A 12193-nucleotide genomic window follows, 5' to 3' on the forward strand; every position below is an offset into this window, starting at 1 on the left:
GAGGCGGGGCAAAGTTGTCATGATTAAGGGGATCAGAAATCGATATTTACACCCAGCTGCCAGGTTCTGCCCGGCATCACGGCCAGCGCCTTGTCATACGCATCCTGGTTATTGGTGTCAGTTAGCTGACGGCTGCTGAGGTAGTCCCAGTATTTGCGATCGGTCAGGTTGTAGATACCCCCGCTGATTTTGACGTTTTTCGCTGCCTGCCAGTAAGCGGTCATATCTACCATACCGTAGCCCGGCACCCGCATATAGTCGGTGCTGGAGTCCGGCAGCGTCGCGCCAGCGTTATTGGTGAAGCTTTCGCGACTGGTCGCCTCGGCCTTTTTCCCTTTGACGAAGGTGGCGGTAACGGCGGCACCATAACGCTTCGCCGGATCATCCCAGGCCACGCCCACAATCGCTTTCATCGGCGCCACGCTGTCGAGGTCAACATAGCTGTCGCCGGCGTAAGAGGATTTCGATTTGCCCTTGCTGTAACCCAGCGCGAAGGTTGCACTCAGCCCGTTCACCTCTTCATACCAGGTGCCAAAATTCACTTTTGTCGAGACTTCACCGCCATAGATATAAGCCTTATCGCGGTTTTCTGCCTGATAAATAGTGTAGATATTTGCAGGTACATTAGTGAATTTCGACGGGTTGTTTGCCCGGCTGTAACGGGTATTGGCGATGAAGTTTTTATAGGTGTTGTAGAACACCGCCGTCTTCAGCGACACCCCATCAACCACCTGCCCTTTCATGCCCCACTCGAGGTTATTGCTGGTTTCCGTTTTCAGATCGCTGTTACCAATCAGCGCATACTGCACTGGCCCGGCATAGCTTGACCCCAGGTTCCAGGAACCGTAAAGCTGGCTGGCATTAGGGAACTGCGCGCCGCGCTTGTAGAGGATATAGGTCATCAGCGACGGCGTGATGTCGTAATTAAAGCTCAGAGAGGGCAGAACCTGGGTATCGGAGTTCTCTTTGCCATACAGCGTTTCCACACCGGATTCATCCAGCACGTCACTGCCGGTGGTCAGGCTGGCAAGGTTCTGAGGTTTAGTAGTCTGATGCGCCACGCGCACGCCCGGCACGATATCAAAATTATGACCATCCAGATCAAACTGGATGCGGTCCTGCACGAAGCCGCCCAGCGCATAGCTGCGGCTGTCTGCGTCAGGTTGCATAATGACAGAGTAAGAACTCGGTGCTGGTTCCTGACGGAACGGACGTTCTGTTTCAGTGACTCGCCCGTTAAGGCCGCCGCTCAGCTCATGCCGGCCAAGGTTCTTCATCAGCTGGGTTTCAAATCCCCAGGTATTCACGTTGTAGTCAGAGTAAACGCGCTCCATGCTGCCGGAACTGGTGGGCATCCAGGTATTGTCATGCGCCTGCGTCTGCTGGTAGTAGACTTTACTGGTCAGGCTGTCGACAAAGGCGTTGGCTGGCGTCCACTCATCCTTAAGGCTGACACCCCAGCGACGGGTATTGCTCTGCTGCTGGGATGTTCCCAGAATCGAATTGCCCGAAGTATCCCAGGTGTCGTAATGGCTGTGCGTGGTTTTGTCGTAATAGTCCAGGGTTCCGGTCAGCTTATGATCGTCGTTGGGCTGCCAGATCCCGGAAGTCATCAGCGCATTGGAGTGCCAGTTTTCCGGATAAGCGTCCAGCGTGCCGCTGTTGTTACGGGTTTCCTGTCCGTCACGACGGCTGAAGACAAAGATCCCTCGTAGCGTTTCATCGCCAGCGGCAGCGGTGATGCCGTTATGCCAGCTGCGGTTGGCAGAGTCATAGTCCGTCTGGTAACCAAAATAGGTCGATTTGTAGGGAGAGAGGTAGTCATCCGGCGATTTTGTCAGGAAGGAGACCGCACCGCCAAGGGCGTTATTGGCTTTTTCCGTGGAGGTCGCACCGGATTCAATCTCTACCAGGCCATACATATAGGGGTCGAGATAATCCCGGCCTATGCCAAAGGTATTTAACCCGGCGCGGCTGGCGTAACTCCTGCCCGTTGCATCAGGCTGCGGTATGCCGTCCACATCCAGCCCTACCCGGTTACTCTCCAGCCCGCGAATGTTGTAGCCGGTGTAGCCACTGCGGTCGAACCCACTTTTCCCGGCTGAAGAGCCACCGCTGGTACCAGTAGCGCCGATCAGGGGTTCATAACGCATCACCGATCCAAAATCAGTGGTGCCTTTATTCTGCATCTCTGCAGCGGTGAGGGTGGTTTTGCTGCCCGCTTTTTTTCTGGCTCCGGTGCGGTCACCGTCATTGTTGGCTCTGAAAAACGGGGTTTGCTGTCAGAGAGCGCCAGTTGAGTATCAGATGTGGCCTCGGGAAGCGGGTCAGAAGTGGGCACCTCAGCAAAAGCGAAACCGCTGGAGGCAAGCGTGCCAAGCAGCAACGTTTTTTGTATAAATCCCTTAGAAGTTAAATTGTTATGCATCTTAGTAAGCCTTTATATTTTTAGTAATATCGACTCATACATTGCGGCCGCAGGTGAAAATAACTGCGAAATAAACTCACGCATTCCGGCGTTATGTAGGTCATTCCGTGACAACTGTCAAATACGAATGATAATGAGTTCGATTCGCTATATCAATAACCTCCATAATTAATTCACAATCTTTAGAAAAGGGCTCTTAGCCCCGGGCTTGACAGCGCCGGGGAGTCCGCACGAAGATAGCGCTCCATTCCCGCGTCTGGCCTTATCATCATGAAAACTTCCCCGGCGATTACCATTCACTATTGTTCTCAGTGCAACTGGCTGCTGCGTGCAGGCTGGATGGCTCAGGAATTGCTGCATACTTTCAGTACCGATCTGGCGTCCGTTTCACTGGTGCCCGGCACTGGCGGGATTTATCAGATAAAGATTGATGGGCAGCTCATCTGGGATCGCAAGACGGACGGCGGCTTTCCGGAAGCCAAAGAGCTGAAGCAACGTGTGCGTAATTACTGCTTTCCAGAGCGGGATCTGGGACATATCGACAAAAAATAACACCCGCGCCCTGATCACACCTCGTGACCGGGCTACTGCATTCATCGTTAACTATTAAGTGCTTTTTTTATATGGAAACTGTTCGTTCTTCTACACCCCTCCATCGCGTTGGGCCGCTACTCTTTTCCCTGGCGTTAGGGGCATTTGCCATTGGCCTGAGTGAATTCGTGATCATGGGACTGCTGCCGCAGGTCTCCAGCGCGATGCAGGTCAGCCTCGCCGAAGGCAGTAAATTTATCAGTTATTACGCGCTTGGCGTGGTGGTGGGTGCACCGCTGTTTTCGCTGAGTACCGCGCGTCTGTGCCGTAAACATCAGCTGATGATTTTCATTACGCTGTTTCTGTTCGGCAACGTCAGCAGCATGCTGGCCAGCAATGCCCATATGCTGGTGATTTCACGTTTCCTCAGCGGATTACCGCACGGGGCGTTCCTGGGCGTGGCAGCTCTGGCTGCGGCTTCTCTGGTTGAAGAGAATCGCCGTGGACAGGCGGTTGGCAAGGTGATGCTGGGCCTGACGCTGGCCTCATTGCTGGGCAATCCCGCCGCCACCCTGCTGGGTGAGCATCTGGACTGGCGTTGGGCCTTTGCCTGCGTCTCCCTGCTGTCGCTGATTGATGCGCTGCTGATTTACAGGCTGTTCCCGGTACAGAAAGAAGAAGAACAAAGCTCCCCGCTGAAGGAGATTCGCGGACTGGCCAACCTTCGTCTGTGGCTGACGCTGGGCATTGCGGCGATTGGCTTTGGCGGAATGTTTGCGGTGATCAGCTACATCACACCAATCCTGACGATGGCAGCGCACCTCTCTACCTTCTGGCTGCCCTTTGTGCTGTTTGCTTTTGGTCTGGGCATGGTGCTGGGAAATCTGGCCGGTGGCCGTATGGCCGATGGCAAAATCATGCTCTCCATTTTCTGCATCCTGGCGTGGAGCGTGATCGTCCTGACCCTGTTCCCCCTGATGATTGGCACGGTAACAGGCCTGATGATCGGCGCTTTCCTGGTGGGCACCAACCTCGCGCTCTGCGCGCCGCTTCAGGTGCGCCTGATGCAGGTGGCAGGGAAAGCGCAGACGCTGGCGGCCACGCTGAATCACTCAGCGTTTAACATTGCCAACGCGCTGGGGGCTTTCCTGGGGGCTTACGTGGTGCAACAGGGCTATCCGATGACGCAGACCGCCAGCTACGGCGCAATCCTGCCAGTATTGGGCATGATGATCTTTATTGTGGCGTTGCTGAAAGAAGTGGCGGACCGCAAAAATACCGACGTCGGCTCCACCGATCTGATTTAACTGAAAAAAAGGAACCCTGGGGTTCCTTTTTAAGGGATTAACACAGTGCAGGCTCAGGCGATGGCTGGCCGGGATCGTAATGCCGCATAGACCGTCAGGGTAGCAATTAAAAGCGCTACTGCACTGCCCATAAAGACCCCTTTCGCGCCGGTGATGTTGAAGATCACCCCGCCCGCAGCCGCACCTATGGTGATGGCTAACTGAATGGAAGCCACCAGCAAGCCGCCGCCGCTTTCTGCTTCGTCCGGTAACGTACGGGTAAGCCAGGTCGACCAGCCAACCGGCACCGCGCCGAAAGCCATACCCCATAAGGCAACCAGCACAGCGTCCACCATCGGTGCCGGGCCCATGGCAACCAGTCCAACGCCCATCAGGCCCATCGCCAGTGGCATGGCAATTAACGTCCGGTGCAGGTTACGCTCAAGCAAAACGCCCGCAATCAGCGTTCCGGCAAAGTTGGCCACACCAAATCCCAGCAGAATGGCAGAAAGTCCGTTAACGCCCACGCCGGTCACGCTCTCCAGGAAAGGCCGCAGATAAGTGAAGAAGGCGAAGTGACCCGAGAACAGCAGGATGATGGCCAACAGCGCCGTCTGCATACCGGGCCTTCTGACCAGCGAGAAGATCGAGCTGCCGCTTCCGGAATGATTCGAGGACATTTTGGGTAAAGCCATTACCTGCCAGCTCAGCGCCAGTAAGCCAATAGCTGAAGCCGCCACAAACACGTTGCGCCAGCCAATCAGATGGCCGAAGTAGCTGCCCATCGGCGCAGCCACTATGGTCGCCACTGAGACGCCGCTGAACACGATGGAGAGCGCCCGTGGCAGCATGGCTTCCGGCACCAGTCGCATCGTCGTTGCCGCCGCCAGCGTCCAGAACCCACCGATGGCGATCCCCAGCAACACGCGGCCTGCCAGAATAAAGCTGAGATTAGGGGCAAAAGCCACCAGCAGGTTTGACACAATCAGCATCACAGAAAAACCCAGCATCACCGCACGGCGATCCATTTTTCGTGTGGCTGAGGCAATAAAGAAGCTGGTTAACAGGGCAAAAATAGCGGTGATGGTCACCGCCTGTCCGGTTGTGCCTTCGGTCACGCCAAGGCTCGCGGCCATTGGCGTTAACAGGCTGGCAGGCAGGAACTCGGCTGTGACCAGCCCAAAGACGCCGAGCGCCATTGAAAATACGGCACCCCACTGGGGTTTTTGTTGTTCCGGGCTTTCCGGATGGTGAGTGTGCATGATGTGGTGTCCGTCAGAGAAGTCAGCGTAAAGAATAATCGGCAAGGATCGGATGGTCTATGATATAAAATCCGTAATTATTGACTCATCGTCCGGAGATCTCACGATCATGATCACAGAACAGCATGACCTGGCCAGTGAACTGCTGCTGGGAATGCGCCTGATGGGCGTGCAGTACAAACGCATTGAGCTGGCCGCGCCTTTTGGTGTCGGTTTTGAAAATGCCCCGGGCCGTGCTCAGTTTCACTTTATCAGCCGTGGTCCGGTGATGCTTCGCACGCATCACGGCAGGCTTTATACCCTGAATACCGGTGATGCGTTACTGCTGCCACACGGTATCGATCATGCGTTGATCTCATCGCCAGAAGTGGCCTGTACGGATGTCCGTTCGTTCAACACGACACCGGTCTGCAACAATTTCAGCTGTGTAAAAGCCTGCCCTGAGGAGTCAAAAGAGGAACCCGGCGCCCTGATTTTCAGTGGCTGCATGGAATTTGACCTTGGCGGGATGCAGATGTTGATCAGCGCTATGCCTGAGGTGCTGCTGGCCGACACGCTGATGCATAAATATCCCGAAGTTCAGCCGATGCTGGATGCGATGGAGCGGGAATCCCTGAGCCGTCGGGCCGGTTATGCCGGGATCCTTTCCCGACTGGCGGATGTGGTGGCCTCTTTTATCGTGCGGGGCTGGGTAGAGTCTGGCTGTGGACAGGCGGGTGGCTGGCTTCAGGCACTGCGCGATCCCCGTCTCGGCAGAGCACTGGTTGCGTTACACCGGGAACCTGGCAAAAACTGGACCGTGGCCCAGTTGGCTGCCGAGATGGGCAGTTCGCGCTCCGTCTTCGCCGAACGCTTCCTGGCCGTGACCGGCATGACGCCGGTGCGTTACCTGACGGAGTTAAGAATGCAGCTGGCGGTGCAGTGGATCGGGCGGGATGGCGAGGCGATAGAAACCGTCGCCTGGCGACTGGGTTACGGCTCCCTCGCCGCCTTCAGCCGGGCATTTAAACGCACCCTTGGCAAGACGCCCGGCACCCTGCGTTCCGAAGAGACCCAGCGACTGGCCGAAACGAAAATGGCCAGTTGAGGGCCTCTTTTACAGAACCGCGCTAAACCAGATACTTATTGAACCAGCCGAGGGTTCTTTCCCAGGCCAGCTCAGCGGCTTTTTTGTCGTAACGCGGCGTGGAGTCGTTGTGGAATCCGTGGTTCACTTCGGGGTAAATATGCGCTTCATAAACCTTCTGCTCCGCCTTCAGCGCGGCCTCATAAGCGGGCCAGCCTTCGTTGATGCGCGTATCCAGCCCGGCATAGTGAATCAGTAACGGGGCTTTAATGCGTGACACATCTTTTGCCTCCGGCTGGCGGCCATAAAAGGGTACGGCCGCAGCCAGCTCCGGATAAGCTACAGCAGCGGCATTTGCCACTCCACCGCCGTAGCAGAAACCGGTGATCCCCACTTTTCCGGTCGTTCGCTCGTCCTGCATCATAAATTCAATGGCGGCAAAGAAGTCGTTCATTAACTTCGTCGGATCTATCTGCGCCTGCATCTCCCGGCCTTTTTCATCATTGCCGGGATAGCCGCCCATCACGCTCAGCCCATCGGGAGCCAGCGCAATAAAACCCGCTTTTGCCACGCGGCGAGCCACATCTTCAATATAGGGATTCAGTCCCCGGTTCTCATGAACCACCACCACCGCAGGGACTTTTCCGGTCGCTTTGGCCGGACGAACCAGATATCCGCGCACGGTTTTGTTGCCGTTGGGCGAGGGGTAGTGAATGTATTCCGGCAGGATGTCCGGGTCGGTAAACTCGACCTGCTCCGCCAGCGCGTAATTGGGGCTTAGCGAAGTCAGCAAGGTAGCGGCAGTGAGCCCGCCCACCGCAAACTTGCCGGCCAGAGAGAGAAACTCACGCTTGTTAATTTTGCCGTGAACGTAGTAATCGTAAATCTCAAGCAGCTCAGGGGAGAAATCTTTCGCGGTCAGACGGGCCATCTCAGTGCTCCTGTGTTGCGCCAGGGGGAAATGATTCTTAGTAACAGTCAGGTAGATCAGGCTTTCCGTCAAGCCGCTCCGCCCCTTTCTCAGACGAAGCGGAGGCATTCAGGCATTTCTTTACGTTTTATCTCTGTTTCACCGCACTTTTTAACGCCGCAGGCCGGGGGAAAATGCGTATGATCCTTCTCAACCCCTTTTTTGAGCCTGACCCGGCTGAGCCATAATCCGATAACCATGACTGACAGCCCTGCCTTCTCCACGCCGGTTTTTGACGGCCACAACGATCTGCTACTGCGCCTGTGGATGCCCGCAGAGCAGGATCCCGTCACGCAGTTTCTGCAGGGCTCGCTTCCGGGGCATCTGGATATGGCACGCATGCGTCAGGGCGGTTTCGCCGGGGGATTGTTTGCGGTATTTGTGCCTCCGGCGCAGTTTGTGAAACAGGGCAGCGCAACGTATGACGAGGCGCAACACGATCCTTTGGCTATCACAGACGCGCAGATTGCCCTGCTGCACAGGATTGAAGCCGAATCATCAGGCCGGGCAAAAATCTGCCGGACGGCAGGTGAGATCGAACAGTGCCTCTCTCAGGGCGTGCTGGCGATGGTGCTGCATATAGAAGGCGCGGAAGCGCTGGATGAGCAGCTCAGCCAGCTGGATCGCTGGATTGATGCTGGCCTGCGCAGTCTGGGTCCGCTGTGGAATCTGCCTAACCGTTTTGGCGTGGGGGTGACGGGTTCCTTTCCCGGCTCTCCCGACACGGGTGAAGGCCTGACGCCTTTGGGTCTGGAGCTGCTGCGAACCTGCAACCAGAAGAAAGTGTTGATCGACCTGTCGCACATGAATGAAAAAGCCTTCTGGCAGACCGCGCGTCTCAGCACCGCACCGCTGGTTGCCACCCATTCCAATGTGCATGACCTCTGCCCGCAGCCACGCAATCTCACCGGCAGCCAGCTTGAGGCCATAGCGGAGAGTGACGGCTTTGTGGGCGTGAATTTTGGCAACGCCTTCCTGCGGGCAGACGGCAAGCGTGACAGCGATACGCCGCTTGATGACATTCTTCGTCATCTTGAAGGGCTGATGGCGATTCTGGGCGAGGATCGTGTGGGGCTGGGTTCAGATTTCGACGGCATCAGCGTGCCGGATGGCCTGAAGGATGTCTCTGGCCTGCCCCGGCTTATTGAGGCGATGCAGTCAGCGGGCTACTCTCAGCAACTGATTGAAAAAATCAGCTGGCGCAACTGGCTGGCCGCACTGAAAAAAACCTGGGGAGAATGAACCACCTGGAACGTTCTGGTGTTCCTTCCCCAGTACCCCTGCTGCTTACAGGGTTGATATCATTCAGGCTTAGGCGCAACATTTGCGCGCCAATTCTGAGATATTTGACAACAAGCGTATTACCTGCCGAACTTAATATCGCAGAATCTTTAATTTTCCGTTAACACCATGAGGATTTCACTATGTGGACTAAACCAAAATTTGTTGATTTACGCTTAGGTCTGGAAGTGACTCTGTACATCTCCAACCGTTAATCTCTTATGCCCACGGCCTGCCGTGGGCATCTTCCCTGTCTCGATCCTGGTTCACACATGCAGATTAACGTTCTCGGCTCTGCGGCGGGTGGCGGTTTCCCTCAATGGAACTGCAACTGCAGAAACTGTCAGGGCGTGCGTAACGGCACCCTTAAAACCTCGGCACGCACCCAATCCTCCATTGCCCTCAGTGATGATGGCATCAACTTTGTGTTGTGTAACGCCTCACCAGACATCGCCCAGCAGCTGGCCTCCACGCCGGCGCTGATCAAAAAAGATGTGCTGCGCGGCACGGCTATTGGTTCCATTATCCTGACCGACAGCCAGATTGATCACACCGCTGGCTTGCTCAGCCTGCGTGAAGGCTGTCCGCACCAGGTCTGGTGTACCCCGGAAGTGCATGACGATCTGACGACCGGTTTCCCGGTATTTACCATGCTGACTCACTGGAACGGCGGGCTGATCCACAATGCCATTACGCCAGGGGAAGCATTCTCCGTTGCCGTCTGTCCGGCCCTGAAGTTCACCGCTATCCCGCTGCTCAGCAATGCCCCACCGTACTCTGCGTACCGGGGTAAACCGCTGCCTGGCCACAATATCGCGCTGTTTATTGAAGATACCCGTACCGGTAAGACGCTGATGTATGCGCCTGGTCTGGGTGAGCCGGACGGCGAGCTATTGGGCTGGCTGAAAAAAGCCGACTGCCTGCTGATTGATGGCACCCTGTGGCAGGACAACGAACTGGCCACCACGGGTGTCGGTCGCAACACCGGCAAAGATATGGGCCATCTGGCCCTGGCGGAAGAACAGGGGCTGATTGCGCTGCTGGCTTCGCTGCCGGCAGAACGTAAAATTCTGATTCATATCAATAACACCAACCCGATCCTGGATGAAGAGTCGGCTGAACGTCAGATGCTGACGCAGCTGGGCATTGAAGTCAGCTGGGACGGCATGGTGATTGAGGTTTAGATAATTATGACGCCAGATACTTTTCCAACCGAGCCGATGACGCCTGAAGCATTCGAACAGGCTCTGCGCGCCAAAGGCGCTTATTACCATATTCATCATCCGTACCACATTGCGATGCATAATGGGAAAGCCACGCGTGAGCAGATTCAGGGCTGGGTGGCGAACCGTTTTTATTACCAGACCAGCATCCCGTTGAAAGATGCTGCGATCATGGCCAACTGTCCGGATCCCAAAACCCGCCGTAAGTGGGTGCAGCGTATTCTGGATCACGACGGGCATGAAGGCAGCGAAGGGGGAATCGAAGCCTGGCTGCGTCTGGGCGAAGCCGTGGGCCTGGATCGTGACATGCTGCTTTCTGAGCGTATGGTGCTGCCCGGCGTGCGATTTGCCGTGGATGCCTATGTCAGCTTTGCCCGCCGTGCGGTGTGGCAGGAAGCGGCTTGCAGTTCACTGACCGAACTGTTTGCCCCGCAAATCCATCAGGCGCGTCTCGACACCTGGCCGCAGCACTATCAGTGGATTGAAACCGAAGGCTACGGCTACTTCCGCAGCCGACTCAGCCAGGCAAACCGCGATGTGGAACATGGCTTACAGCTGGCGCTGGACTACTGCACCACGGTAGAGAAGCAGCAGCGCATGCTGGAAATCCTGCAATTCAAACTGGATATCCTCTGGAGCATGCTGGATTCGATGACCATGGCCTATGAGCTGCACCGTCCGCCTTACCACACCGTGACCGACAAGATGGCCTGGCACAAAGAGAGACTCCTGTGATGGACATTCATGAACAGCAAATCCCGGCTTTTCGCCGTGGCTACCGTTTGCAGTGGGAACCAACGCAGGATTGCCATGTGATCCTTTATCCGGAGGGAATGGCTAAACTCAATGAGAGCGCCACGGCTATCCTGCAACAGGTAGACGGCGTGCGTTCAGTTGCCGATCTGATTGCCGGGCTGGATGCCCAGTTCCCCGATGCCGGTGGCGTGGGCGACGATGTGAAGGAGTTCTTCGGCCAGGCTTATGAACAAAAGTGGATAATTTTCCGTGAACCAGCCTAAAACTCAGGTCAGTCCGCCGCTCTGGTTGCTGGCAGAACTGACCTACCGCTGCCCTTTGCAGTGCCCTTACTGCTCTAACCCGCTGGACTTTGCCCAGCAGGAAAAAGAGCTGACCACTGAGCAATGGATTGAGGTGTTTAAGCAGGCCCGCCAGATGGGTGCCGTGCAGCTTGGCTTCTCCGGCGGCGAACCGCTGGTGCGTAAGGATCTGCCTGAATTGATCAAGGCCGCGCGCGACCTCGGCTTTTACACCAACCTGATCACCTCCGGTATCGGCCTGACTGAGAAAAAGATCGACGCTTTTGCCGAAGCCGGGCTGGATCATATCCAGATCAGCTTCCAGGCCAGCGATGAGACCCTGAATGCCGCCCTGGCCGGGTCACAGAAAGCGTTCCAGACCAAACTGGCGATGGCCAAAGCGGTGAAGGCCCACGGCTATCCGATGGTGCTGAACTTTGTCCTGCACCGTCATAACATTGATCAGATCGATCGCATCATTGAGCTCTGTATCGAGCTGGAAGCGGATGATGTTGAGCTGGCTACCTGCCAGTTCTACGGCTGGGCACAGCTTAACCGTGAAGGCCTTCTGCCCACCCGCGAACAGATTGCGCGGGCCGAAGAGGTGGTTCACGAGTATCGCCAGAAAATGGCGGCCAGCGGCAATCTGGCAAACCTGCTGTTTGTAACGCCAGACTATTACGAAGAGCGGCCAAAAGGGTGTATGGGAGGCTGGGGCGCTATCTTCCTCAGCGTCACGCCGGAAGGCACCGCCCTGCCCTGCCACAGCGCCCGCCAGTTGCCGGTTCAGTTCCCTTCCGTGCTGGAGAATACCCTGCAGGAAATCTGGTATGAGTCGTTTGGTTTTAATAAATACCGTGGCTTTGACTGGATGCCGGAACCCTGCCGCTCCTGCTCTGAAAAAGAGAAAGATTTTGGCGGCTGCCGTTGTCAGGCCTTTATGCTGACCGGCAATGCGGATAACACCGACCCGGTCTGCTCTAAATCGCCTCATCACGGTAAAATACTGGAAGCGCGTGAACAGGCAAACTGTACCAACATGCAGATCAGCCACTTGCAGTTCCGCAATCGCGCCAACTCTAAGCTGATCTTTATGACAGAGTCCTGAT

Annotated in this window: 11 protein-coding genes and 1 pseudogene; 9 read left to right on the top strand and 3 right to left on the bottom strand. The window is 56.0% G+C overall.

Annotated elements, in window-relative coordinates:
- Nucleotides 1-32 precede the first annotated feature (32 nt).
- Nucleotides 33-2428: pseudogene (locus VRC33_RS18860) on the bottom strand (TonB-dependent receptor).
- 270 nt (nucleotides 2429-2698) lie between these two features.
- On the opposite strand from VRC33_RS18860, the gene VRC33_RS18865 reads away from it, so the two are divergent.
- Entirely contained in the window at nucleotides 2699-2980 is a 282-nt protein-coding gene (locus VRC33_RS18865) for a SelT/SelW/SelH family protein (RefSeq protein ID WP_338558240.1), read from the top strand.
- A gap of 71 nt (nucleotides 2981-3051) precedes the next feature.
- Nucleotides 3052-4266, top strand: coding sequence for an MFS transporter (locus VRC33_RS18870; protein WP_338558242.1), 1215 nt, complete (start codon nucleotides 3052-3054; stop codon nucleotides 4264-4266).
- A gap of 53 nt (nucleotides 4267-4319) precedes the next feature.
- Here VRC33_RS18870 and VRC33_RS18875 read toward each other — a convergent pair whose 3' ends face one another.
- Nucleotides 4320-5507, bottom strand: coding sequence for an MFS transporter (locus VRC33_RS18875; protein ID WP_338558244.1), 1188 nt, complete (start codon nucleotides 5505-5507; stop codon nucleotides 4320-4322).
- 109 nt (nucleotides 5508-5616) lie between these two features.
- Here VRC33_RS18875 and VRC33_RS18880 point away from each other — a divergent pair, with 109 nt between their 5' ends.
- Nucleotides 5617-6594 carry an AraC family transcriptional regulator gene (locus tag VRC33_RS18880; RefSeq protein ID WP_338558246.1) on the top strand — a complete coding sequence of 326 codons (978 nt, stop codon included), beginning with the start codon at nucleotides 5617-5619 and terminating at the stop codon, nucleotides 6592-6594.
- A gap of 22 nt (nucleotides 6595-6616) precedes the next feature.
- Here the strand turns inward: VRC33_RS18880 and yghX are convergent, their stop codons facing one another.
- Nucleotides 6617-7504, bottom strand: a complete 888-nt coding sequence (yghX, locus tag VRC33_RS18885) for a YghX family hydrolase (protein WP_338558250.1) — start codon at nucleotides 7502-7504, stop codon at nucleotides 6617-6619.
- Between the two features lie 237 nt (nucleotides 7505-7741).
- Here yghX and VRC33_RS18890 point away from each other — a divergent pair, with 237 nt between their 5' ends.
- The 6 genes from VRC33_RS18890 (at nucleotide 7742) to pqqE (ending at nucleotide 12192) form a co-directional block, all read left to right on the top strand.
- Nucleotides 7742-8785, top strand: coding sequence for a dipeptidase (locus VRC33_RS18890; protein WP_338564363.1), 1044 nt, complete (start codon nucleotides 7742-7744; stop codon nucleotides 8783-8785).
- Between the two features lie 182 nt (nucleotides 8786-8967).
- A complete protein-coding gene (gene pqqA, locus VRC33_RS18895) occupies nucleotides 8968-9039 on the top strand; it encodes a pyrroloquinoline quinone precursor peptide PqqA (protein WP_071822147.1) in 72 nt (23 codons plus the stop codon).
- 57 nt (nucleotides 9040-9096) lie between these two features.
- Nucleotides 9097-10008, top strand: coding sequence for a pyrroloquinoline quinone biosynthesis protein PqqB (gene pqqB / locus VRC33_RS18900; RefSeq protein WP_338558252.1), 912 nt, complete (start codon nucleotides 9097-9099; stop codon nucleotides 10006-10008).
- A gap of 6 nt (nucleotides 10009-10014) precedes the next feature.
- Nucleotides 10015-10782, top strand: a complete 768-nt coding sequence (gene pqqC / locus VRC33_RS18905; RefSeq protein WP_338558254.1) for a pyrroloquinoline-quinone synthase PqqC — start codon at nucleotides 10015-10017, stop codon at nucleotides 10780-10782.
- A 5-nt stretch (nucleotides 10783-10787) separates the two neighbouring features.
- Nucleotides 10788-11066, top strand: coding sequence for a pyrroloquinoline quinone biosynthesis peptide chaperone PqqD (gene pqqD, locus VRC33_RS18910; protein WP_338564365.1), 279 nt, complete (start codon nucleotides 10788-10790; stop codon nucleotides 11064-11066).
- On the top strand, nucleotides 11053-12192 hold the full coding sequence (gene pqqE / locus VRC33_RS18915) for a pyrroloquinoline quinone biosynthesis protein PqqE (protein WP_338558256.1): 1140 nt from the start codon (nucleotides 11053-11055) through the stop codon (nucleotides 12190-12192). Before pqqD ends, pqqE begins: the two co-directional genes overlap by 14 nt.
- Nucleotide 12193 lies beyond the last annotated feature (1 nt).

The organism is Erwinia sp. E_sp_B01_1 (genome assembly GCF_036865545.1).
Lineage (GTDB): Bacteria > Pseudomonadota > Gammaproteobacteria > Enterobacterales > Enterobacteriaceae > Erwinia.